The organism is Tunicatimonas pelagia (genome assembly GCF_030506325.1).
GTDB classification, from domain to species: Bacteria; Bacteroidota; Bacteroidia; order Cytophagales; family Cyclobacteriaceae; genus Tunicatimonas; species Tunicatimonas pelagia.
This window is the reverse complement of sequence record NZ_CP120683.1, coordinates 4,999,272-5,024,723: the sequence shown is the minus strand read 5'-3', so window position 1 is coordinate 5,024,723 and position 25,452 is coordinate 4,999,272. Positions and strand designations below refer to the sequence as shown.

Sequence of the window (25,452 nt, the reverse complement as noted above, 5' to 3'; positions counted from 1 at the left end):
CAACGGATAATCTTGTTTGAAAGGTATCAGAAGAACGCCCTCATGCTGAAAAAAGTTTACGTGCTTTTCTTTTCCATTATTGTTCTGTTATCGGACTTGGTTTGGGGGCAAACTACTCAGCTTGAGCCAAATACTTTGTCCGATCAACCTTCTCCACGCACTTCTATCGATCAGTGGATTCAGCAGACTATGGATACCTTAACGGTAGAAGAAAAAATCAGCCAGCTGCTATTTCTTCCGGTCTACGCTACTTCTGATCAGCGTTACGGGCAAGATATAGAAAATCTGGCACGAACCTATCCGCTAGGGGGCATCATTTTTTTTCAGGGAAAATTACAACCGCTAAAGCAGCAAATTCGGCAGTTGCAACAAGCCAGCGTTATTCCCCTTCTTATCGGACTAAATGCTGAGCGAGGTTTAGGCACCACACTGGACTCTACTTGGAGCTATCCTCAACTTCAGACTTTAGGAGCCATTCAAGAATTGTCTTACTTAGAGCAGGCTGGAGCCGCCGTAGCTCGGCAGTGCCGCGATGTTGGTGTCCACCTCAACTTTAACCCTTTAATTTCAGTAGGTCACAACGGGCGAGGGTACACTGCCCGCAGTAGCTTCCACGATCAGCCCGTAAGAAGCATACAGCAGGGATTATCTTACATGAAAGGCATGAAGGAGTACGGTCTTATTCCCTGTTTTCAGCGAATTAGAACGGAAGGAAGTGCCCAAAAGAGTGCTAACACATTACGAGGTACTTTACTCGCTCACTTGGGTAACATTGATTTGGTGGAAGTGCCGCCCGCTAGCACCCTACGACCCGACCAAGCAACATCCATCATTCTGGAGCAGGCTTTTCAGTTAGAGGGGCTGGTATTTTCGGAACCTTTGGCTGAACAAGGAAACGCAGCTAATATTGGAGTAAACGCTTTGCGAGCCGGCAACGATGTGCTTTTTGCCCCGGCTGACGTAAAGCAAACTATTGAAGAAATTAAGCGCGCTATTACCCAAGGAACCCTCAAGGAAGAAGCCCTAAACCGTAAGGTGGCTAAAGTGCTACAATTGAAATATCAGGCTGGCTTGGATGCAACCACTACGGTAGATTCTACTGATTTATTGCCCTGGCAACACTCACCCCGATTGCTGAAACAGCAGCTTTTAGAACAATCGGTCACCTTAGTACGCAACGAGCGAAACATCTTACCTTTTGAGACACTTGATACCGCTCAGTTTGCCTCGCTCACTATTTCCGACCGCCCGGCGGAAACGCAATATTTTCAGGATTACCTAGATCGCTACACCTATTTCACCCACTACACCGTACCTAAAACATCGGATCGCTTTGATTACGAAAAAACCTACGAACGGCTCCGCCGATACGATCAGGTAGTGGTGGCTATTCACGAATCTCAGCTAGCTAGCGGTAGGGTTGTTCCGAAAAAAACGCTGGCCTTTCTAAAATTTCTGCACGAAGAAACCAATGTCACGCTAGTATTTTTTGGTGCCCCCGGAAGAATGGGCCGATTCTCCCGGTTTAGTACTTTGCTATGTGCCTATGAGACCGATAGCGTAGCCCAAAAAATAGTACCTCAAATGCTGTTCGGTGCTTTGGCTACCCGAGGTAAACTTCCGATTAAAATTACGGACGGACTAAGAGAAGGTACGGGCATTAGCACGCAACCCCTGCAACGATTACGTTATTCTTTTCCCGAAGAAGTATTAATTCACCCCGATTCGTTGAGTATAATAGATTCGTTGGCACACTGGGCCATTCGGGAAGAAATGACTCCTGGCTGCCAGGTTTTGGTAGCCCGCCGGGGTTCGGTAGTTTATCAAAAAGCCTACGGATACCAAACGTACGATTCGCTAACCCCCATTACCAATCAAACCATTTATGATATTGCTTCGGTGACCAAAGTAGCTGCTACGGTGCAAGCCGTCATGTTGCTGCATTCGCAAGGGGCATTTTCGCTAGATGACCGATTCTCATACTATTTGCCGGAACTTGAGAAAACCAATAAAGCCAAAATTACAATTCGTGATGCGCTACTGCATCGGGCAGGTTTACGTTCCTTTGTTCCCTTCTGGCTATTCACTACTGATGATGACGGGCTTAAGCCGGACTTATACCGATACAAGCCGGAACAAAATTTCATGCAACCTATTACTGTGGGCTTATACGGAGCCTCAACTCTGAAAGACTCCGTATGGAACTGGACTATACAATCAGAGTTACGTCGATACCGGGGACGGCTACCCTCTTGGAAGCCCACGTTTAATTATCGCTACAGCGACTTAGGCTTTTATATGCTGCACCGCCTTATTGAGAAAATATCCGATCAACCTTTAGACGAATTCCTTGCCCAAAATATTTATGATCCGCTAGGGCTGCCTACCCTTCGTTACCGTCCGTTATGTCAATTTTCCCAAGAGGATATTGCACCCACCGAAGAAGACACCCACTTTAGAAACACGCTAATACAGGGCACCGTGCACGATGAGGGCGCGGCTTTAAGCGGGGGAGTAGCTGGTCATGCGGGTCTGTTTAGCGATGCTAATGATCTGGCTATTCTCATGCAAATGAATTTACAAGAAGGCTACTATGGAGGTCAACAGTATTTTCCCTACGGAACCGTGAAGATGTTCTCTCAACGTCCGTATAACGATAGCCGTCGGGGGTTAGGTTGGGACAAACCCGAACATTTTCGCGATGGTGGCCCTACGGCTCCGGAAGCTTCGTTAGACTCATTCGGCCACCTGGGCTTTACCGGAACCTCGGTATGGGTCGATCCTAAATATGATTTGGTTTATATTTTTCTTTCTAACCGAGTGCACCCCAGTGCCCGCAATACCAAACTTCTTACCGAAGGCATACGTACAAAAATACAATCAGTCATTTACCAAGCGATGCCCGACTACCGAGGTCGTTAAAATGGCTGATAACAATCTTTCTTTATCAGACGTTACTTTTCCATGAAAGTCGGTATTATTTGTTATCCTACCCACGGGGGGAGCGGTGTGGTGGCTACCGAGTTAGGCAAAGCCTTAGCCAAAAAAGGTCACCAAATTCATTTTATTACTTACTCTCAACCTAGCCGACTAGATTTCTTTAATGAGAATCTTACCTACCACCAAGTAGACGTACGCACGTATCCGCTATTCCAGTACCAACCCTATGAGTCGGCACTGGTAAGTAAGATGGTCGATGTGGCTAAGTACGAAGAATTAGATGTGTTACACGCTCATTATGCTATTCCCCACGCTTCAGCGGCCTACATGGCCAAACAGATCTTGGCGGTGGAAAATATTCATACTCCCATCGTAACCACGTTACACGGCACTGATATTACGTTGGTGGGTAAAGATAAGTCGTTTGCCCCGGTAGTATCATTTAGTATTAATCAGTCGGACGGAGTAACCGCCGTATCTCAGAATCTGCGGGACGAAACGTACGAACATTTTGATATTACCAAGGAGATTGAAGTAATTCATAATTTCGTAGATCTCGATCGGTTCCGCCGTCAGTCTAAAGAGCACTTTAAACGCGCCATTTGCCCCAATGATGAGTATCTGATTACGCATATGTCAAATTTCCGTCGGGTGAAGCGAGTGGCGGATACGGTTCGGATATTTTATAAGCTGCGCCAACATATTCCGGCGAAGCTACTCTTGATTGGTGATGGCCCCGAGCGAAGCAATGTAGAAGACTTATGCCGACAGCTAGGCACCTGCGATGATATTCGTTTTTTAGGCAAAATGGATGCCGTAGAGGAAGTACTCTCGGTAAGCGACCTGTTTCTGATGCCTTCGGAGAAAGAAAGTTTCGGTCTGGCAGCACTGGAAGCAATGGCCTGTGAAGTACCTGTTATCTCCAGCGATGCGGGCGGATTACCCGAACTAACCATCAACGGAAAAAGCGGTTTTGTATGCCCGGTGGGCGACATTGATGCGATGGTTGAAAAGGCACTGCATATCCTGAATCCCGATAATCTACCCCACTTCAAGCAAGGCGCTCTAGAACGAGCCAAGGAGTTTGAAGTAGATTTAATTGTTCCTCAGTACGAAGCTTTGTACGAGCGAGTCGCGAACAATTTGCCTCAGGCAGTGATTACCTGATCTTGCTCAGAGATAACTTAGTGCCTCTTTTTACCCAGAATTATTATACACTACCTTCCAGCTATGCCTCATAAGTTCACCTTCGCCGCGTTGGGTATCCTCCTATCAGTAGCCAGTTATGCTCAAAAAGCCGATAACGAATTAGTTTACTTAAAGCAATCCCCGCCCGGACTGACTCCAGAAGTTTTTGCTCCTGGTGTCATCTCACTAGAAGATGAATTTGAGTTCGGATCAGTTTTCTCGGAAGATGGTACCGAGTTCTACTACGGGGTAGATGTAAACGGCAAGTCAGAAACGCGCTACACTAAGCTGGAAGAAGGTAAATGGACTGAGCCAGAGAAATTATTCTATCACAAGCAGTACGGATACAACGACCCTTTTCTTTCACCGGATGAGCAAAAACTCTACTTTATCTCTAGTCAACCGCTGAACGGAACGGGTGCTAAAAAAGATATTGATATTTGGTACGCTGAAAAGCAAGCTAACAGTTGGTCAGACCCGATCAATGCGGGAGAAATAATTAACTCGGACAGCAATGAGTACTATATTTCATTTACCGAAAGTGGCACGCTCTACTTTGCCTCCAACATCCGGGCTACCCAACGGGGCGACTACGATATTTATACCTCGCAGCAAGTAGATGGACAATTTCAGACACCCCAGCGATTGAGCGATGCCGTTAATACCGCCAACTACGAAGCCGACGTATTTGTGGCCTACGATGAGTCTTACCTAATCTTTTGCTCTCACCGTCCGGGAAGCTACGGCAGAGGTGATCTATATATCAGCTTTAAGCAGGAAGATGGCAGTTGGGCTGAGGCCAAAAACATGGGCAACATTATCAATACCGAACATTACGAGTTTTGCCCTTTCGTTACCAAAGACGGCAAATACTTCTTCTATTCTAGCGACCGGGATATTTACTGGGTAAGTGCCCAGATTATTGAGCAACTACGGAATAGTGAGTAATGACTGATAATTAATATTGGTTTTAGGGGTTAGGAAATGGAAACAGAAGTGCAGAATAATGTGTACTCTTTTCCATTATCCTTTGTCCATTAATCATCACTCATTATTCATCACACTAAAGCTTGCTGTAAATCTTCCACTAGGTCTTCCGTATCTTCAATACCCACTGAGATACGTAGAAGCTCATCGCTCACGCCAACCAGTCGTCGTTCTTCGGCAGAGAGCTTGATGTGCGAGGTTTTAGCCGGGGCACAGACCAAAGATTCTATGCCACCCAAACTAATAGCGGGAGTAATAATTTTTAGCTGTCGCATGAGTCTTTCCGCTCCATCGCTGCCGTCTACTCGCGGTTCAAAGGAAAGCATTCCCCCGAAGCCCTGCATTTGCTGCTTAGCCGTCTCGTGCCCGGGATGATCGGCTAAACCGGGGTAATGCACCTGATTCACAGCTGGATGTTGCTGCAAAAACTCGGCAATCGCCTGGGCGTTTCTGTTTTGCTGAGCTACCCGCAACGAAAGGGTTTTTAGGCTTCGCTCAATCAGGGCGCAGGTAGCCGCGTTGATTGATCCACCCAGATTGATCGCCGTAGCGTAAATACGGTCACGAAGCGATTGAGAGGTAATTACCGCACCAAAGCATAAATCGCTGTGCCCGCCTAAGTACTTCGTCCCACTGTGAAGAACCACATCAACACCCAGCGGAATAGGGTTCTGATTAATTGGGGAAGCAAAGGTATTGTCAATGACGCTGATTAACTTGTGCTGCTGCGCCCAGCTACCAACCGCTGCCACGTCAGTAATTTTAAGTAGCGGATTCGACGGAGTTTCAATGTACACCAACTTTGTGGTAGGTTGAACGGCTACTTCTAGTTGATCTACGGTAGGTTCTTCTACCAGGGTATAGGAAATTCCAACGCGCTCTAATTCGGTAGTTACAAAATGATGGGTGCCACCGTAGAGGTCGCGTTGTAAAATTACATGATCGCCCGCCTGCAATAGGGCTAGCATAGCAGTGCTGATCGCCGCCATTCCCGACCCGAACAATAAGCCCGCTTCGCCCTGCTCCAAAGCACATAGCTTCTGAACGACTACTTCTTGGTTGGGAGTATTGTAGTAGCGTGGATAGATATTTTCTTGGGTATCCAGATAGCCAAAAGCGGAAGAAGTGTATACGGGAGTGTTCAATCCGTGAGCCGGATTATGATTATTATTGCCCGCGTGGACACAGGTAGTTGCCTTTTTCATGAGATTTAGATGTTTGAGTGTTCAAGTTTACTGAACTTTGAACTCAAAAACTCAAAACTCTGAACTTAAAAACACGAATACTATAGCATGTTGACACCATAACACTAAATTCTTTGAATTCCCTCATTGCTATCTGCTACTTGCTTCAGGAAAATGATGAGCAGAACCGACTTTGGCTTACGGAAGAGCACTTTTACGTGCAAGTTAGAGGCAAACTTCGCCGGTTCGACATAGAACGCATTCAGCGAGTGGCGATTGAAAACCGTCGGTGGTGGTTTCCGGTAGTGGCGGGAGGCATTCTAGCTCCGTTGAGTTTACTAGCCATTCTGCTCAATTTGTATAATCCCTGGTGGTTAATTAGTCTGCTGGTAGGTTCTATGCTGCTGTGGTACTGGGGAGCTACCCAGCACCAGGTATTGGCCATTCATCAGCATCACCATCGGCAAGATATTGCCCTGACATTGGTTAGCCAAAACCTGCGAGAATTTATAAAGTTCACCAATCGTTTTCTGCGACAAGGGCTGCCAACGCTCTACGTAAAAGAAGACCCTAAAGCCTGGCAAGAAGCTCAACAGACAGGTTATTATGCCCCAGATATATTGCAAAAGCAGGGTTTTATTCCGGCCTATACCGAAGAGCAGTGGAAAAATCAACCTTCACAAGGAGAAGACTGGTTGATGGTGAATTCGCTCCGCTTAACATCATCTGTTCGTTACGAAGCTGAAGGGAAGCAGCTTCTCCCTCGCATTTACGGTACCATTCCAGTAGGAGCAGTGCATAGATAAGATCGCTCTAACTCGTACTTGCTCTGACAAACAATGTAGGCTAACTTTCGGCCACTATGACACAAGCCAGCCAATGGGCTCCCTATGAGGTCGCATTTACTAGTCAGATTATCTATCAGAACCCACTGCACGAAGTAGAAATCTTTTTTGCAGAGTTCATCTCTCCTACCGGACAAAGAAAGAAGGTCTGCGGTTTCTGGGATGGTGATGTAAATTGGTGTATCCGCTTCATGCCTGATGAGTTGGGGAGTTGGTGTTACCAAACCAGTTGCTCTGATTCCACCAATGCCGGATTACATCAACAAACTGGCACCTTCCTTTGTGTACCCAACACTAGCTCGCTCCCTATTTACCGAAATGGAGCTATTACGCACCAACCGGGCGATTACCATCTCAAGCACACCGATGGTTTGCCTTTTCTGTGGGTTGGTTGTACTGCCTGGAATGGCCTACTAAAATCTACTGACCAAGAGTGGGATACTTACTTAATGCACCGTGCCAACCACCATTATACCGTCATTCAGTGCGTAGCTACTCAGTGGCGGGGTGGTGATATGAATAATCATCTTCAAGTGGCTTTTACCGGACAAAAATCTATTCAGATAAATCCCGTTTTCTTTCAACATCTCGATCGGAAGATTAATAAAATTAATGAGTACGGACTGGTAGTCGCACTAGTGCTACTGTGGGCATTACCCTACGGCGAAGGCCGAGAGCTAAGTCCGGGGTTTCAACTGCCTCAAGCGGAAGCTATACTGTTAGCCAAGTATTTGGTAGCCCGCTACGGGGCTCATCATGTAGTTTGGTTGCCGGGGGGCGATGGCTTATACACCAGTATTTACGAGAAGCGCTGGAAGAATATCGGGCGAGCCGTATTCTCAGAAAAACCTCCTGGCTTGGTAGCCTTACACCCGATGGGTCGCTCTTGGGTAGGCGATACCTACGCCGAAGAAGATTGGGTGGATATTATTGGCTACCAATCGGGGCACAGCAGTAGTCAACCGTCGGTAGAATACATTACCAAAGGGCCAGCCACCCGGCAATGGAGCCAACTTCCCCCTCGCCCTATTATCAATATGGAACCCTGCTACGAGGAAATATTCCAACGTGTGACGGCAGATGACGTACGCGATGCTGCTTACTGGAGTCTGTTGGGTACTCCGATAGCAGGAGTAACCTATGGTGCCAATGGTATCTGGCCCTGGATTCGGAAAGGAGAGACTATTCTAAACCACGGAGAACTAAGCCGTCAGTCGGTTTCTACTTGGGAAGAAAGTATCAACCTACCTGGTAGCCAGCAAATAAGCCATTTGGCAGAATTTATTCAGCAGTTTGAGTGGTGGAAACTCCGCCCCAGCACTTCGCTCCTACTGAATCAGCCAGGCGATCAAAACCACGCTCACTTTGTATCGGTAGTGTGTTCTGAAGACTACTGTACCATACTACTGTACGTTCCCCACCCGGATATTCCCCTGAAGGTACACAATCCTCACCAGTTAGCGTACGAAGCACGGTGGTACGATCCCCTACGCGGTAAGTATCTTGATAAAACTACACTAAGCCCAACCGATATAATCCACATTGCCCCACCTACTACCGAGGCATTAGCACTCGTTTTGCAGCCATTTGGGCAAAACTAGTGTTCTCCACTCATTTCTTACACTACACAGAAAACTAGCAAATAAGATCATTTTACCCTGCTTGGTAGACGTAGCTTTGTAGCAATGTGAGGCACTTATATTGGGAGAATGAGATCATTAATCATATCAGTTACCCTTTCTATTTTTTTACTGTGTTTTTCTTACCATAGTATTTTTGCTCAAGACTACTACAGTCGGCAAAGTGGTCCCTGGAACGATCCTAATACTTGGTCAATAGACGTTGGTCATTCAGGAGCTCCTGCTACAACAGTTCCTGGTAATACGAGTAGTGATATTGTAATTATTGGGGCGGGGCACGTAATAGATTATAATGCCGACGAAGGTGTTAGCAATGAGGCCACTATTAGCACACTACAAATAGGCCAAGGTACGGAAGGCTACCTCCGCTTTCCGTTCGCTAACTTTAATAGCAATAACGTAAATGAGCTTAGCGGAGATTATAACCTAATTGTCACTGGTAATGTAACTATTGGATCTAATGGACATTTAGTTACTACCCGAGGCGGCGATCAGTATCCGGCGGGAACCCCCATGAATGGCACTCCCGCTGACCGGAATAATCACAATATTTTTATTGGGGGCAATCTGATTAACAATAATGTACTTGATCTGCAAAACGATAACGACGCTGCTTACGAAGTAGCGTTGCATTTCAATGGTACTTTCCAAACTATTTCTGGAGAAGGATCTTGGGATACTTACGATATTACCTACAACAGTAGTAACCCCAGCAATCAAATTATTAACAGATCGATTAACTTCACCAATCAGATAGACGCGGGGCGATCCACTTTCGCTCGAGGCACTTATGTACATGACAATAGCGGAACATATAACAACCAGAATAATAGCGGTGATGATTACAATAATGTTTCCTTCATTATTGAGGGCGGCAGTTTTAATATGGTCGTGAATCATACTGGCGATCGTAATGTAGACTTAACAAATGGAAGCATTACTATCACCGGAGGAAGGTTCAATGGGGGAGGAAATTCTGGCAATATTACTAATCTTACCGTAGATGGCGATGTAATTGTTTCAGGAACCGGAGTACTAAACGTTGGAGACGGCGATCCAGGCACGCCTACCCTTCCTACGGAGGGCCGGCTAACGATTGGCGGAAGCAGTTCGTCAGTTAATGGTGCCACCCTTTACACCCGCGACTTAATTCTGAATGCTGGCGCAAATTTAAGTCTAGAAAATGGTGCCGATGTTTCGGTTGGTCGGGGAACCGGAGGTAGCATAACCCTAAACGGAGCTACGGGTAATGGTTCTTCGCTAACGATGAGCGGAGCTACTTCTCAGCTTACTGTCTACAATAGAATTTCGCTGGGCGAAGATTGTGCGTTTACTATTAACAATGGTGACGTAGATATCACCCCAGCAGTTACTGTGGGAGGCAACCCCGAATCGCTTCAGCTAGCTGGAGCCAATGCTTCGTTTACTATGCTTGATGGTACATTGGATATTATGGCCAACAGCAACGACCGTAACGACAATGATGATGCACTCCGTTTACAAGGAGCCAATGCTTCAGTAGCTATCCAGGGTGGAACAGTGGTAATGGGGAATGCCACTACAGGCACCGGCAATATTGATTTTCGTCAGGCAGCCTCTGAAACTACTAGCTTGTCTATTTCAAATACGGCCAGTGTTACAGTAGGTAACCGGATACAACGAGGCACGGTGGGGTCTGTTAGCAATATTACACTTTCTGATAATGCCTCTCTGCTAGTGGGTACTGACAATAGCAGTGGCAACGTAGATAATTTCTTTCACGAGGGAACGCTCACCATCAACGATAATGCGGTAGCTCGCTTTGGCCGAGGGGGCGACTTAGACAATATTACCCTTACCGGCAGCGGAACCTTGGAAACCGGAACTGCTGGGGGAGCTAAAGTAGATATTAATGGCACATTTACTTACGGAAGTGCTACCGCTACTTGTACCTTTTACCAAGGGCTCGATATTGAAGCCGGGGCAAACCTGAATATTTCGGCAGGAACGATCAATATCTTACCTAGTGCCACCACAGCCAATGATACCCGAATGGAGATTCGTGGTAACCTTACCATGAGTGGAGGAATTATTAATTTTGGGGCAAGCATTACAAGTATCACCAACGGAAATCTCCTACAGGTTTACGACGGTGGGGTATTCACAATCAATACGGGCACGTTCAGCATGTTGACCAGTCCGGCACTCACCTCTCTGGCCAACCGTAATCCTTTTAATACATCTAATGATGATGCCGGCGAAGATGCTACCCGGGGCGACGGAGTAGTTACTATTGGCGATGGGTTGGGAGGGGCAAATACCGCCCAACTCATTATTGCCCCCAACTTAGTGGCTGAACTACCACTGCCTGCTACCCGCAATATTCTAGACATGGACGGTGCCAATAGTGTACTGACTATTAATTCAGATGGCTACCTAGGTGTGGGAGGTGGAAATATTGGTAATCTACGCCTCAATACCAACGGGGCTCAGTTCGTAATGAACGGGGGCATCTGCGATATCACTGCTTCCTTAACTATTAACAACGGAACAACCGTAGAAGTGAACGGGGGAACATTGAATGTCGGTACATCTTCCAGTAATGGCACCAACCGAATTATTTACTCTCAGAATAATCCCACAGCAATTACGCGCCTCACTTTAAACGATGGAACAATTAACGTAGGCGATGGCAATAGTCAGCTTAACATCGGTAACAATAATAACAATCCGGCCTTTGGCTCCGAAACTGCCTACAGTCTATTGGAGATTGCGGGAGGCACCTTTAACCTTAACGGATCTTTTAACCTAGACGATGCCAACGCTCGCTTCGTAATGAGTGGTGGAGATTTTAATCTGAACCCTCAGGGTGACCAGAATCTGGACAGTGATATAAATATTTTTGATCTGGAACGCGGGATTGTGAACATGAGCGATGGTACAGTTACTATCGTCAATCCACATGCCGTGGCGGGTAGTGGCTACGCGATGCGTATTACAAATGTGGGTAATGGCAATGACCGAGTAAGTGGTCCCGGCGGTTCGCCTACGGCTATCACATTCGGAGGCTCCTTTCGCTTCGGAGACGGTTCGGCTAATTTGAATGGTTCTGAAAACGGATTCGACCTTAATCTATCGGACGATCATACCTACGGTTCACTAGTTGTGAATAATCCCAGCGGGGATAATCGCCAAGTAGAATTCACTAATAACAACAATACCTACAATTTAAATGGAGACCTCACTATTACGGCCGGAACACTGGATATTGGCACGAATACTATCAATGGTGACGGCTCAGGCGGATTGTCTCTATCAGCTAACAGCCGCTTAATTATAGGTGATAACAACGGCAATGATCGCTCTCCAAGCGGTTTCTCATTAGCCTCTTCATTCATTGATGTTAGCAGCACCGTAGAATATGATGGGAATGGCAGCACATTGGTATCGCTGCTCGATGGTCTTCAATTTGGCAACCTTATCATCTCCGGTAGTGGTACTAAAACATTAAATGATACTGAAGCTGTGCGCGGTACCTTAACGCTAGCTAATGGCACTTTTGCTTCCGGTTCAAACTTAACAATGAGCACGAGTTCTACAGTTCTTAGAACCGACGGAGTGATGACCGGAACCATTCAGGGTACAAATGCCTACAATATTGCTTACGAAGGCACTTCTAAAACCTCACAAGACCCCGAGTGGTCGGGTGGTGGCGAAAAGTCACTAATCGTCAATCTAGATGCCAGTGAAACACTGACTCTTCATCGTAACCTTACCGCTCAGGGAAACTTAACCATTACTGAAGGTATTTTAGCTGATGCAGGTTTCACACTCACTGTAGGTGGCGATGTAAGTAACTCATCCTTGCACACCGGAACCGGAAAAATATATTTAACCGGAAGCTCAGCCCAGCGAACCATCGGTGGCGATGGCACTGGACAATTCGAAAACTTAGAACTAGATGATAATAACGGTGCTAACCTTTCGGTGGCGCAAACTATCAATGGAACACTCACACTCACCAGTGGCATACTAAATATAGACAACTTTCTCCTTACATTACCTACCGCCGCTAGCGTAAGTGCCGCATCACCTTCGGCCACTACCATGATTCAGGTGAACGCCGGAGTAGGAGCTGCTGGCGTGCAAAAAGCCTACGTAGGTTCAGGAACCGAATTATTCACCTGGCCTATTGGCGTAGATGGAAAATACACTCCCGCCACAGTGGAAGTAATCAACGCTACTAGTGGCGGCACCATCACTCTCAATCCAGTAGATGCTGAAAACCCATTTACTACCGATGCAGCCGACGTTGCCCTAGACTACTACTGGATTGTAAGTAAATCAGGATTTGGGTTTGAAACCGCTAACCTTTCATTTACTTACGATCAAGCAGATGCCACCGGAAGAGGCAATGAGTCGGCCTACGTCCCCGCTCGCTACTCCCCTACTACCTGGGACAATATCAATAACGTAGCTTTAGTAGATGAAGTGGCCAATACCATCTCGTTTAATAACGTCACGTACATTGAAGGGCAATTCACCGCGGCTGAACCCTCCGAGTTTGGCGTAGTACTTACTTACTACAGCCGGGCTAATGGCGACTGGAATACCGCAGACTCTTGGTCTACCGCCGAGTTAGGAGGAGCAGCGTCCTCCACCATTCCGGGTAGCAGTACTCCCGTGGTTATTGGTAACAACAATATCATCACCATCAGCAATGACAACACTACTGCCCCCAGTGTTGAACTACAAGCCACCGGCACGCTAGTAGTCGGTGATGCCACCACTGGGCACAATTTAGGTAACGTAAGTGGCGAAGGCACCCTTAGTATAGTCACTAATGATACTGATGCTACTGAATTTCCGGGAGGTACTTACACTGATTTACTGGGAGCTACCGGAGGAACAGTAGAATATACCGGAACCGGAAATTATACTGTTTTAAATGCGCCCACTACTTTTCGTAACCTAACCATCTCGGGGTCGGGAACCGTTACCCTGCCCGATGCCAATTTTACCTTACTCGGTGACTTAACCATTGATGGTACAGTTGCCGCGCTAATCAGCAACGCTACTAATGGAAATTTAACGATTGGTGGTGATCTGAATGTAAACAACGCAGGGGCCACGCTACAATTTCAATCTGGCACCGACCGTACTATTGCAATAGCAGGCAACATCCTCAATACCGGAACTTGGCAAGTAGCCCTGGGTGGTTCGGCCACCCACAGTATATCTGTTGGCGGATCACTTACGAATGATGGAACGCTAGACTTTGCTGATGATGCCGGATCGCACCGGGCTAACGTAACCTTTACCGGAGAAGCGAATGCTAGTATTGCGGGTGCCGGAAGTACTACTGAATTTTACCGACTTATCGTCAACAAGGGTACCGACAATTCTTCCGAACTGGAAATCACTTCAATAAACTTCTCCCTGAGGGCACCAACCAATACAACAGCAAAAGCACTGGAAATTCAAAATGGTACGCTCCGATTAAGTGCAGCCCATACCATTATTTTGAGCACGGGTGGTAGTAATTTTGCTATTCCGTCTAGCGGAGGGCTATGGATAAATGATGCGGGAGCAGTAGCCGAAATCACATCGGCTTCTTCTAACCTTTCACTAGCCGGTTTGCTTCGCCTTACCGATGGGGCTGTTAATATTGGTGACGATATTACTGGGGTAGAGCAAAACGCTATTCTTTATACCCCCGGAAATGCCACAATAACGGTAGAAGGTGGCACCTTAACCATTGGGGGTGCTATCCGTCCTAACCCCGAGGCTGCCACGCTGGCCTATAACCAGTCTGGTGGAACCGTGGTTATTGCTAATAATCGCAGCAGTAGCGAAAGTATGAATAATAATAGTGAAGCTGACTTTTGTATAGAAACTGGCAGTGGCAGTAGTTTCGTAATGTCAGACGGCTTACTGGAGATAGTTCGCCGTAACTCGGGAGCCGATGGTAAAGCTCTCCGCATTAACGGTGGCATATCGCATACCGTTAGCGGCGGGACAGTTCGCGTACTTAATACGAATACTGCTACTAACTTCGATGTCGGTATCACCTCGGCGGCCCCCTTCTGGAATCTGGAGATTGGCAATGGGAATAGCTTTACCGAGCGGATAGGTGCCCCTAACGGAGGCCAGCAGAATCTGACCGTACTGAACGATTTAACAATTAATTTGGTAGGTGGCGAATTTCAGCTCTATCGGGCTAATTCAAATAATAGAACCCAAAGCGACATTAATCTCAATTTAGGCGGAAATTTCACCTTAGTAAATGGCACCTTTGAGTCAGGCGAGCCTAGCATAGTTACCTTCAATGGTTCGGGGTTGAGTGGGCAAACTTCCCCGCAGGTAATCAGCGGGGCACCTACTTTTTATAGTGTAAATATCAATAATACCAGTGGTAGTGTTCGGCTGGATGATGCCATTACTGTAGAAGGTGATTGGACATACACTACTGGTACATTCAATCAGAATACACACGTAGTTACCTTTAGTGGAACCACCAATCAAACTATTAATGGCAGTCCGTTTAGCTTTGATGATATTACTATAGATAAAGCTGCCAATAATGTAACCCTCAACGCTAGCCAAATGACGGTTAGTAACACTTTAAATCTTAACAACGGAGTTTTTAACATCGCCAATAGCCGATTGATACTGGCAGAAACTGCTAGCGTAGCTACTTCGGGTACACTGGGAGCGAGTACTATGATTCAGACCAGTGGTTTGGCAAGTGCCCTAGGGGTGCAGAAGATGTACTCAGCAGCGGGTGGTTCGTTCACCTTTCCAATTGGTACCGATGTTTATAGTCCGGCAACGATCAATGTAACTGATGCCGACGGTGCTGCCGGAACAATAAGTGTTAACCCCGTAAATAGTCGGGATGCTACGGCCGAAGCCAGTACAACCCTAGATTATCAGTGGATCGTAGAGACGACTGGTTTTGGGACTAATCTAGATGTTAGCCATACCTATAATTATGATGAAGGTGATGTAGCTGGTACGGAAGCTAATTATTTGGATGCTTACTTCAATGGAACAACGTGGATAGAGGGGCCTCTTCCCCCTTCTGATAATGTAGATGAAGCTACTAATACAATGAGCACCACCACTACCGGAAGTATTGATGAATTTCAGTTTACAGCGGGAGAAGACTTTGCCCCACCCGTTATTTACTACAGCCGTACTACCGGTAATTGGAACACGGCCAGCACTTGGTCTACTAACCCATCGGGCAGCCCAACGGCGGGAACGCCCCCTACCCTCTCCAATCCGGTTATCGTACAATCCGGAGATATAGTAACTATTCCGGCTACAACGTTGGTAGAGGCCGCAAACACAACCATCGAGAACACTGGGGTGCTAGTAATTCTGGAAACTAATGGTGGCGAGTACAATATCGGTACCGTCAGTGGCACCGGAACGCTTCGCTTTACGGTAGGGGCTACCCCAGATGTGCCTACCCTGGATAACGATTTTACTGATGCTAGCGGCGGAACGGTAGAGTACAACTATACAGCAAACAGAGATCTTCCTACCAGCCAAAGTACCTACAATAATTTAGTAATATCCGGGACGAGGCGTTATAACTTAAGGACAAACTACGCCATTAACGGCGACTTAACGATAAGTACCAGCGATAGAGTAGAAGATAATACTTTTACCTTTGTTGGCACGCCCGGTGGAACGTTCACCGTAACGAGCGGGTCGGAGTTACGAGTGGAAGGTGCTAATAGCTTCCCCGCTGGCTTTGGGACTTACGATATGCAATCGGGAAGCTTGGTAAGATACAACAGTAACAACGCTCAAACAGTGGCCTCCCTTAATGGTGATAGCTACTGGGATTTGCAGCTCAGTGGCAACAGTACTAAAACGTTGAGTGATAATATTATTATCGCCGATGATCTTACAATAAACGAACGCTCAGTGCTATCGGCTCTATCTTTTGACATTAACGTACGGGGAGATTGGAACCGGGATAGCCGTAACGGCAGTGCCTTTTTACCCGGTACAGGAACTGTCATTTTTGATGGTGCTTCTGCTCAGGAGATAGACCGAACCAATACCAGCAGTGCCGAAACTTTTGGTAATGTCACGATTAATAACCCAGCTGGAGTACGCTTAGATAATGGCGGTGCCCAGATAACTCAGCTTGCTATCACTGGCAACCTCACCTTCACTACCGGAACACTGGATTTGCAAAATAAACCCCTTACTATTTTGGGTGACCTTATTAACAATAGCGCAAGTTCTACAACAATCGCAAATGCCAGCAACGTTAGCTTCAACAACCCTTCAGCGAACCAGGAAATAAATGGTACTAGTGGAGTAGATTTTGGTAATGTCACAATGGCTAAAGCTTTGAGCACTACCCTCACACTCAATGTACCAGTGAGCATTGGTGGAGTGCTGGATATGCAGAACGACGGTAACTTAGTATTATCAGGTACTACCAATGATCTTACGTTTGGTTCCGCCACCACAATCACCGGCTCGTTTAGCAGCAACCGAATGATTGTAACTAATGGTAACACTGATGGCTCGCAAGTAATTAAACAAGGAGACGGTACCGCCAACTCCTACGATTTCACTTTTCCTATCGGGGTAGGCAGTAATTATACCCCGGTAACTATTAATGCTACCGCAGTTACTACTGCCGGAGGAAGTGTAGGAGTACGCTCAATCAATAATCCTGCTACCAATGCTAACTTCACTCTGATAGACCCTACTCGAGCTATCAACCGTTTCTTCACACTGGAGTTGAACAGCATTACCAATATTACTGGTCAGCTTGATTTCACCTACGCTGATAGTGATATTCAGGGGAGTGAGATTAATTATTTGTCGTGGTTCTACAATGGTGCGTTGGATGAAGCCAGTAACGAGTTTGTCACTCCGGGTGCCAACACCTTCGGCTCAACCGATATTACGATAAATACTACCACTACCGAATGGATAGCCGGAGAAGCCGGAGCTTTCTTTACTAAGCTGTACAGCATAGCCAGTGGCGACTGGACTGATCCTATTTGGAATACCGAGGCCGATGGTAGTGGAAGTACTGCCACTCCTACTCAGTACAACGAAGTAGAAATCCAAGCAACCCACGATATTACCTCTTCAGCCGATGCGTCGGTAGCAGCCTTACAACTAGATGGTAGTTTGGAACTTACCAACGCGGCATCCAGCTACAGCTTTGAAGCATTTACCGGAAATGGACAGTTGATTCTCAATACAGGTGCTCTGCCTACTTTCAATGTACTGGGCACTACGTTCTTCGATAATGGCACCGTAGAGTTTACCGATAATGGGCTAGGTGCAGCCTACGCCCTACCTACTGAAATACTAAGCTACAATAACTTAATAATTAGTGGTGACCGAGATAAAGTGTTAGGCGGAAATACAACGATCACTAACGATCTTACTATTGATGGAGTTGCGTTAGATGCCGATAATATGAATAGCTATAATATTTCTCTGGGCGGAAACATCAATTTGCTCAATAGTGGAACGCTTGAGCCTCGTGAAGGCACTTTCGCCTTGGTAGGTGCATCAGCCCAGTCCGTTCCTTCGGGCATTACGTTTAACAACTTACAGTTTGATAACGTAGGAACCAAATCAATTAGCATTCCTACCATCGGTCCCGATGCGAACACCTTTAGTGCCAACGATTTTAGAATTTTGTCAGCCTCCGGCTCAGTAGGTTTCTCTACCGGAACTGACATTACCCTAACCGGCGACTGGTCTAACGCTAGTGCCAGTGGAGCAAATATCTACAGCAATGTCGAGGATTTGACCTTAAATGATAACGCTGATCAAAATGTAGCTGGAATCAATACCTTCCACAATTTGGACATCGATAAATCTGGAACCGGGCATACGGTGAACGTTAGCGGTACCATTACTTTGAACGATGGTGCTAACGGAGGTGACTTTACTATTTCTGTAGATGACGCAGTGAGCGGCACCGCTAATTTTAACCTTTTAGGCAATTGGACTAACAATGGTTCTTTTTCCACCACTGGCATCGTAAACCTAAATGGAAGTGTTGCTCAGTCAGTCACCGGGAATAATACATTTGGTTCGTTAGTAGTCGATAATGCTAGTGGAATTACGCTCGCCAACGATGTAACCACCACTATTGCCGATAATTTAACCGTTACTAGTGGGACACTTAATACAGGTACGGGCACCGCTACTGTTGTTTTTGATGGAACTGGTGAACAAAGTATCAACGGAGCGATCACCTTCAATAATTTAATCAAGCAAGCGGGCGATACGCTTACCCTAAGCGGGACTAGTACAGTTAACGGTACGCTAACCCTGACGGATGGTGTTATTAACACCACTAATTCTGACTTACTGGTGATTAGTGCCGATGGTACTATATCAGGTGGGTCAGCTTCTAGCTACCTAAACGGCCCACTACAGCACACGGAGAATTCAACCGGGGCTACCACCAAGCTCTTCCCATTCGGAAACGGTGGTTTTTATCGGCCAATCACCCTGAACTTAGCCCAAGACGATGCAGTAACCCGTACTTACATTGGTTCGCTCACTGAAAGTGCGCCCACCGAGCGAACTCTTCCGAGCGAACTTGTTCGGGTATCGGGTGCCCGCCATTACAGTATCAACCAATCTCCCAACGCGGCAGTAGCTTCTGCTAGTGTAACTATTGCTTACAATGAAGATGATGAGTCAGATGAAGGAGCCACACTGCGGATTGCCAAAAGTAATGGATCAGGCAGTTGGGTAAATATTGGCGGAACTGGTTCTACATCAGGTACGGTAGCGGGTGATTTTGTGGCGGGTACCATTACATCAGACATTAACTTTACTACTTTTAGCGATTTTGTACTAGCCTCTTCTTCCGAAGCATTTAATCCCCTTCCGGTAGAGCTGATCGAATTTCAAGCATTATCTACCGCCAAAGGAGCCAAGGTATTCTGGACGACCGCCAGCGAAACTAATAACAGCCACTTTTTAGTAGAACGGTCCACAGACGCTGTAGTATTTAACCAGGTAGCCTGGGTAGAAGGAGCGGGCAATAGTGTCAACCCAATATACTATGAAAGTCTGGATACTGGTGCACCGTTCGGAACAGTATACTATCGCCTAAAGCAAGTTGACTTTGATGGAACGACCGCCTATTCTCAGGTTATTGCTATTACACACTCTCCTCAACAGGCCAAAGTGAATGTTCAACCCAATCCGATAGAAAATTACCAAACGGTAGTTACTGCTACCGGGCTTGTTATTGAACAAGCTGTAACCATTCGGCTGGCTGATATGACGGGATTTATGGTGCGTGAATACCAGAGAAATACCGACGCTACCGGTGGGCTTATACTTACTTTAGCTGATTTGGATGCACTAGCATCGGGTTTATATACCGTAACCTTGGTTTCTGGCAAGTTTCGTCACGTAGACAAGCTCATTGTTCCTTAGGAGAAGTTCTGGATTTCTTTTTAAAGGGAATTTGGTAAATCAGGTAGTAGTCAAAACGGAAAGCTTCTTCGTTTTCACCGGGACCAAAACCAGGTATTTCGTAAGGAATAAGCGAAGGATTACCCAGAAAGTTGCGAGCAAACTTAAAGCGTAAATTATATCCCAGAAAAATATTACGGTAGAGGCGCACTTTCATTCCCGCCGTCATCTCCAGCCAGATCACTCCCCGATTGCTGTTTTCTGCGGTAATTTCCTGCGAAGGCCAAAAAGCATTATTATTTTCATCTGGACCAATGGTATCGTCACGGGTTTGCAATGTCATTTTATCGGTAACTTGCGCTCGGGCAAATCGCAATCCGAAGAAAATAATATCACCGTCGGCCCGAAAACTAGTCTTCGCTTGGTTTACTAGCAGATTCACATCCGGCCCTACTCGGAAAAATGAACCCTCGCTTTCGTAAGTAAACGGATTTTCGGCTACGCTGCTTCGGCTAAGCTCCGCCCGCCCATATTCTGCCGCCAGCATATAGCGACCAAACACGGCATCGGCCTGAAAACTGTACTGCGTATCGTTCTCCCGAATGGCCGATCTCAACAGATTATTCACCGAAACCCCTACCCGCAGAGCTAAGGGTTCGTACTTACCTACTGCACTCAGTGAGTCCTCTTCCTGGGCCTGCACCAGTGTAATGCCTAATAAGCTGACTAAAATACTACCGAATAGAAACCTGAGCATTCGTAGGATTATTGATATTGAGAAGTTCTTCGGTAATTTCAGGAGCAAACAGCCGAGTAGTATCAGTCATCCACACTGAATCTACCTGATAGCGGTTTTGCGCCAAGCAAGTAGGTACCTGAAAAGTATCGCGTCGGTACAACACATTCACTTCCCGAACCGGAACGTCGTCTTGGTCAATCTCCAAAAACACCTGAATTTGATCTCGCTCTTCATCAATCGGAACGCTAACTGTAAGACTCCCATTTTCGGGTATGCTGTCGTTAACGCTTAGGTCTTCCTGCTTGCCTACATCCGAGTAAACCCGGCTGACCACCAGTGTATCAACTATTGTATCTTCATTAGCCGGATAGTTAAACCGCAGTTGCAACACGTTGCTCATTTCGTACCGACAGGTGTATATTTGAAAATTGGCACTAGCCGACGATTGGCTGGTCTCCGACACTCGCAACCTCAGCGAATCAAAAGTGGTTCGATCGCTATCGTAGCCTAGTCCAATAAATTGTTGGTCGGGACCGCACTCCGGGGAGATTAGCGTTTGTTCGCGCTGGTAAGTGATTACTAAGGTATCACTAGTAAATACCCCCTCTTCTTCCTGTCGGAAGATATAGAAGGTAGTAGAGTTTTCTAATGGATTAAGAGGTAATCCGATCTGGCTGGTTGCTCCGAATGGTATTCCGGCATTTGTACCTTCAGCAATGACAATCACACTATCTATTTCATCAGCTTCATTATTGCTGCCTGCATTCACGAGTTTGATAAATTCCAGTAGAACTATATTAGTAGAATCAGTGGTGCAGTCAGATTCATCTTGACAGGCGGCCAAACCAAAAAAAATGAGCGCGATCAACACGCCCAAGTGATTCTTTCTGTACCAAAATGCGTTATGCTTCATAGTCGTTCGTCCTACCAACGCGTAACAACCAGCCTTGTTGCTCAGCACTTGGTGAGATAGTGAATTAACGAGCGGCAAATTTTGCTAATTTTGCAGACAATTAAAACCGAAGTACGCCTGTGAAGACGAAAGGACGAAAAAAAGATAAAGTAAATATCGTAACGCTAGGTTGTTCTAAGAACTTGGTGGACTCCGAAGTGATGCTCACCCAACTGAAGGGCAACCAAATTGACGCTACCCACGAATCGGAAAAAGATGATGCTAACGTAGTGATTGTCAACACCTGCGGTTTTATTGATAATGCCAAGCAAGAATCTATCGATACCATTTTACGCTACGCCGATGCTAAGCAAGATGGACAAATAGAAAAACTCTACGTCACCGGCTGCCTCTCGCAACGCTACAAAGATGATCTGGAACAAGAAATCCCCGAGGTAGATGCTTTCTTTGGTACCTTAGAATTGCCGTTGCTGCTCAAAAAATTTAAAGCTGACTACAAACACGAGCTAGTGGGTGAGCGAATCACCACCACTGCCCGTCACTACGCTTACCTCAAAATTGCCGAGGGCTGCGACCGCCCCTGCTCCTTTTGCGCCATTCCGCTCATGCGAGGCAAGCACGTCTCCCAACCCATTGAGAACCTAGTGAAGCAAGCGCAGGCCTTAGCGCGCAACGGCACGAAGGAACTACTACTTATCGCCCAGGATTTGACGTACTACGGTTTGGATATTTACCGAAAACGTCGGTTAGCCGACTTACTACGCCATTTGTCGGATGTAGAAGGAATCGAGTGGATTCGGCTGCACTACGCCTTTCCGTCCGGTTTTCCGATGGATGTATTGGACGTAATAGCCGAGCGGTCTAACGTCTGCAACTACCTGGACATGCCTCTTCAGCATGGCTCTACCCGAATGCTCAAGCTGATGCGGCGTGGTATTACCCGCGAAAAAACCGAGCAGCTACTGGATCAGATTAGAAACAAAATACCGGATATTACTTTACGAACCACACTCATTGCCGGACACCCGGGAGAAACGGAAGAGGATTTCGCCCAAATGCTAGATTTTGTGGAAGAAACTCAGTTTGATCGGCTGGGCATTTTCGCCTACTCGCACGAGGAAGGCACCCACGCGTTTAGTATGGAAGATAACATTCCTGAGGAAGTGAAGCAAGAACGAGTAAACCAAGTGATGGAAGTTCAAGAATCAATTTCCTGGAAAAAGAATCAGCAAAAAATTGGCAAAACACTGCCAGTACTGATCGACCGAAAGGAAGGTGGCTACTTTATTGGGCGTACCGAAGCAGATTCTCCTGAAGTGGATAACGAAGTACTTATTCCTGCCCAGGAAAATTATTTGCGTTTAGGCGACTTCGCGCGTGTAACCATTACCGATGCTTCTGAGTTCGACTTATTTGGAACTGTGGCGCAGCCCACCAACTTTGATCGACATACCATCTCTAATGATACTAGAAAAACTATCCCTAGCCAAAACCCAACAGTTTGACCCTATTTTCCTAGACTACCTCGCCGGTAAACCTGAACTTACTTCTTTCTACCATCGTCCACCTCAATTGGCTAGCTTTTCCGAGCAAATTGCTGAAAAGCAGCTTTCTTCTGAGCAAAGGGCCATATTGGTAGAAGTTCTCCAGCAGCAGTACCAGTCGCTAAATGTTCCTGCCGCTGTTTCGGAAAATATTCAACGTCTGGCTGATGGTAAAACATTTACGGTAACCACCGGGCATCAACTCAATATTTTTACCGGCCCGCTTTATTTCATCTATAAAATCGTAACGGTTATTAATGCCTGTCGGGCGTTGAAGGAAGCGCATCCCGATTATACTTTTGTGCCTGTGTACTGGATGGCTTCGGAAGATCATGATTTTGAGGAAATCAGCTACTTTAATCTTTTCGGAAAAACGTATACCTGGGAAACCGATCAGCGGGGCGCAGTGGGTCGCTTTCATCTCAATGGCTTGGGTGACGTGCTGGATAAGCTACCGGAGAAAGCTCCTATTTTTGAGGAAGCCTACCGCGAGCAAGAAACCCTGGCCGATGCTGTGCGCTACTACGTAAATGCGTTGTTCGGAGAACAGGGGTTAGTAGTACTGGATGCTGACGATGCCCAGTTGAAATCGTCCTTTATCACTGTCATGAAGGATGATTTGCTGAATCATACCGCTAAACAAAAGGTGGAAGAAACTTCGGCTAAACTAGAGGAACTGGACTACAAGACTCAGGTCTTCCCGAGAGAGATTAATTTGTTTTACCTGCGCGAAGCAAGTCGGGAACGAATTGTTCGGGAAGAAGAAAAATTTCAGGCACTCAATACGGATTACACTTTTTCGGAAGAAGAGTTACTTCAGGAGTTAAGAGAGCACCCCGAACGCTTTAGTCCCAACGTAATTTTGCGCCCACTCTACCAGGAGGTAATTCTGCCCAACCTGGCCTACGTCGGTGGCCCTTCCGAGCTATCGTACTGGTTGCAGCTAAAGCCAGTCTTTGACCACTACGAAGTAGCTTTCCCTATTCTGATGCCACGAAACTTCGCGCTGGTTATTAACAAAACCAATGCAAAAAAACTGCACAAGGTAGGCGTTTCGGTGGAAGACCTATTTTTGGATGCCCAATCGTTGGTTAAGAAATTTGTAGAAGATAATGCCAGTGCTAGCATTTTATTAAAGGAGGAGAAAGCCGCTTTGGCTCAAGTTTTTGAGAAAATTAAAGAAAAAGTCCGCGCGGTAGATGGTAGTCTGGAAGGATTTATCGGTTCGGAAGCTAACCAGTCGTTTAAAAGTTTGAGCAATATTGAGAAAAGACTCAAGAAAGCAGAAGAGCAAAATCAAGCCACCTCAGTGAAGCAATTGGAAGGGTTAAAGGAAAAATTATTTCCCGCAGGAGTGCTACAAGAACGGAAAGAAAATTTTCTTAATTTTTATTTGAATAATTATAATTTTATTGACGAGCTATTGGCAGTGTTTAGTCCATTTGACTTTCAATTTCATATTTTAAGTGAAGGAGAAGACAGATGATGAAAGCTGAATTACGTAAAGCGTATAAAGCCAAAAGAAACGCCTTAACTCTCCAAGAATACGCTCAGCGCAACGAGCAAATCTTCGTGCATTTTCAGCAACGCTTTCCAATTACTCAACCAATCACCGTGCATTGCTATCTGTCTTCGGAAGAAAAACGAGAGGCTAGTACTAGTCTGATTATCAGCTATTTATTAAATCAATCGCAGGCACAAGTTATAGTTCCTCGCAGCCACGCTAACGGTACGCTTACCCATCATCGCTTCACTCGCGATACAAGTCTGGAAACTAATCAGTGGAATATTCAGGAGCCTTTGGCTTCGGAACCTACGGTTATCGAGAAGGAGATAGACTGGATACTGGTTCCGCTGCTAGCCTTCAGTGATTCAGGCTATCGGGTAGGTTACGGGGGAGGCTACTACGATCGCTTTCTACCGCAGTGCCGTTCCGACGCCATGAAGATTGGATTATCGCTAGAACCACCTGTTGGCCAAATTACTGATATTGACCAGTACGATATTCCGCTTGATTTTGTCGTCACCCCCACTCAAGTATTTTCCTGCTAAAC

The 25,452-nt window shown here is 46.3% G+C and carries 12 protein-coding genes; 9 read left to right on the top strand and 3 right to left on the bottom strand.

All coding sequences use genetic code 11. From position 1 onward, the window contains the following. The first annotated feature begins 42 nt into the window (after window positions 1-42). From P0M28_RS21495 to P0M28_RS21485, 3 genes are all read left to right on the top strand, one after another. Window positions 43-2,922, top strand: coding sequence for a serine hydrolase (locus P0M28_RS21495; RefSeq protein ID WP_302205014.1), 2,880 nt, complete (start codon window positions 43-45; stop codon window positions 2,920-2,922). Window positions 2,923-2,964: 42 nt separating this feature from the next. After that, window positions 2,965-4,107 (top strand): N-acetyl-alpha-D-glucosaminyl L-malate synthase BshA, encoded by a 1,143-nt coding sequence (bshA, locus tag P0M28_RS21490; RefSeq protein ID WP_302205012.1) that lies wholly within the window; start codon window positions 2,965-2,967, stop codon window positions 4,105-4,107. A gap of 63 nt (window positions 4,108-4,170) precedes the next feature. After that, window positions 4,171-5,076, top strand: a complete 906-nt coding sequence (locus P0M28_RS21485; RefSeq protein WP_302205011.1) for a TolB family protein — start codon at window positions 4,171-4,173, stop codon at window positions 5,074-5,076. A 110-nt stretch (window positions 5,077-5,186) separates the two neighbouring features. Here P0M28_RS21485 and P0M28_RS21480 read toward each other — a convergent pair whose 3' ends face one another. Next, window positions 5,187-6,320 (bottom strand): trans-sulfuration enzyme family protein, encoded by a 1,134-nt coding sequence (locus P0M28_RS21480; RefSeq protein WP_302205010.1) that lies wholly within the window; start codon window positions 6,318-6,320, stop codon window positions 5,187-5,189. 113 nt (window positions 6,321-6,433) lie between these two features. Between P0M28_RS21480 and P0M28_RS21475 the strand changes: the two genes are divergently transcribed. The 3 genes from P0M28_RS21475 (at window position 6,434) to P0M28_RS21465 (ending at window position 20,223) form a co-directional block, all read left to right on the top strand. Next, window positions 6,434-7,105, top strand: coding sequence for a DUF952 domain-containing protein (locus tag P0M28_RS21475; protein ID WP_302205008.1), 672 nt, complete (start codon window positions 6,434-6,436; stop codon window positions 7,103-7,105). Window positions 7,106-7,161: 56 nt separating this feature from the next. After that, a complete protein-coding gene (locus P0M28_RS21470; RefSeq protein WP_302205006.1) occupies window positions 7,162-8,745 on the top strand; it encodes a glycoside hydrolase family 140 protein in 1,584 nt (527 codons plus the stop codon). Between the two features lie 108 nt (window positions 8,746-8,853). Then, window positions 8,854-20,223 (top strand): T9SS type A sorting domain-containing protein, encoded by an 11,370-nt coding sequence (locus tag P0M28_RS21465; RefSeq protein ID WP_302205004.1) that lies wholly within the window; start codon window positions 8,854-8,856, stop codon window positions 20,221-20,223. Here P0M28_RS21465 and P0M28_RS21460 read toward each other — a convergent pair. Together P0M28_RS21460 and P0M28_RS21455 are read right to left on the bottom strand one after the other, a co-directional pair. Beyond that, window positions 20,210-20,959 (bottom strand): DUF6048 family protein, encoded by a 750-nt coding sequence (locus P0M28_RS21460; RefSeq protein WP_302205003.1) that lies wholly within the window; start codon window positions 20,957-20,959, stop codon window positions 20,210-20,212. The genes P0M28_RS21465 and P0M28_RS21460 overlap by 14 nt on opposite strands. Then, on the bottom strand, window positions 20,937-21,854 hold the full coding sequence (locus P0M28_RS21455) for a DUF6452 family protein (protein WP_302205002.1): 918 nt from the start codon (window positions 21,852-21,854) through the stop codon (window positions 20,937-20,939). The genes P0M28_RS21460 and P0M28_RS21455 overlap by 23 nt, the downstream gene beginning before the upstream one ends. Window positions 21,855-21,973: 119 nt before the next feature. Here P0M28_RS21455 and rimO point away from each other — a divergent pair, with 119 nt between their 5' ends. Genes rimO through P0M28_RS21440 form a run of 3 tightly spaced genes read left to right on the top strand, consistent with a single transcriptional unit; the run spans window position 21,974 to window position 25,450 of the window. Then, window positions 21,974-23,359 carry a 30S ribosomal protein S12 methylthiotransferase RimO gene (gene rimO, locus P0M28_RS21450; protein WP_302205000.1) on the top strand — a complete coding sequence of 462 codons (1,386 nt, stop codon included), beginning with the start codon at window positions 21,974-21,976 and terminating at the stop codon, window positions 23,357-23,359. Next, a complete protein-coding gene (gene bshC, locus P0M28_RS21445) occupies window positions 23,316-24,884 on the top strand; it encodes a bacillithiol biosynthesis cysteine-adding enzyme BshC (RefSeq protein ID WP_302204998.1) in 1,569 nt (522 codons plus the stop codon). Before rimO ends, bshC begins: the two co-directional genes overlap by 44 nt. Continuing rightward, window positions 24,881-25,450 (top strand): 5-formyltetrahydrofolate cyclo-ligase, encoded by a 570-nt coding sequence (locus P0M28_RS21440; RefSeq protein WP_302204997.1) that lies wholly within the window; start codon window positions 24,881-24,883, stop codon window positions 25,448-25,450. The genes bshC and P0M28_RS21440 overlap by 4 nt, the downstream gene beginning before the upstream one ends. The last annotated feature ends 2 nt before the right edge of the window (window positions 25,451-25,452 follow it).

Excerpts from the sequence above, each read along its gene's own strand:
- P0M28_RS21495 (WP_302205014.1), top strand. The coding sequence starts at position 43 with ATGCTGAAAAAAGTTTACGTGCTTTTCTTTTCCATTATTGTTCTGTTA.
- bshA (WP_302205012.1), top strand. The coding sequence starts at position 2,965 with ATGAAAGTCGGTATTATTTGTTATCCTACCCACGGGGGGAGCGGTGTG.
- P0M28_RS21485 (WP_302205011.1), top strand. The coding sequence starts at position 4,171 with ATGCCTCATAAGTTCACCTTCGCCGCGTTGGGTATCCTCCTATCAGTA.
- P0M28_RS21480 (WP_302205010.1), bottom strand. The coding sequence starts at position 6,320 with ATGAAAAAGGCAACTACCTGTGTCCACGCGGGCAATAATAATCATAAT.
- P0M28_RS21470 (WP_302205006.1), top strand. The coding sequence starts at position 7,162 with ATGACACAAGCCAGCCAATGGGCTCCCTATGAGGTCGCATTTACTAGT.
- P0M28_RS21465 (WP_302205004.1), top strand. The coding sequence starts at position 8,854 with ATGAGATCATTAATCATATCAGTTACCCTTTCTATTTTTTTACTGTGT.
- P0M28_RS21460 (WP_302205003.1), bottom strand. The coding sequence starts at position 20,959 with ATGCTCAGGTTTCTATTCGGTAGTATTTTAGTCAGCTTATTAGGCATT.
- P0M28_RS21455 (WP_302205002.1), bottom strand. The coding sequence starts at position 21,854 with ATGAAGCATAACGCATTTTGGTACAGAAAGAATCACTTGGGCGTGTTG.
- bshC (WP_302204998.1), top strand. The coding sequence starts at position 23,316 with ATGATACTAGAAAAACTATCCCTAGCCAAAACCCAACAGTTTGACCCT.
- P0M28_RS21440 (WP_302204997.1), top strand. The coding sequence starts at position 24,881 with ATGATGAAAGCTGAATTACGTAAAGCGTATAAAGCCAAAAGAAACGCC.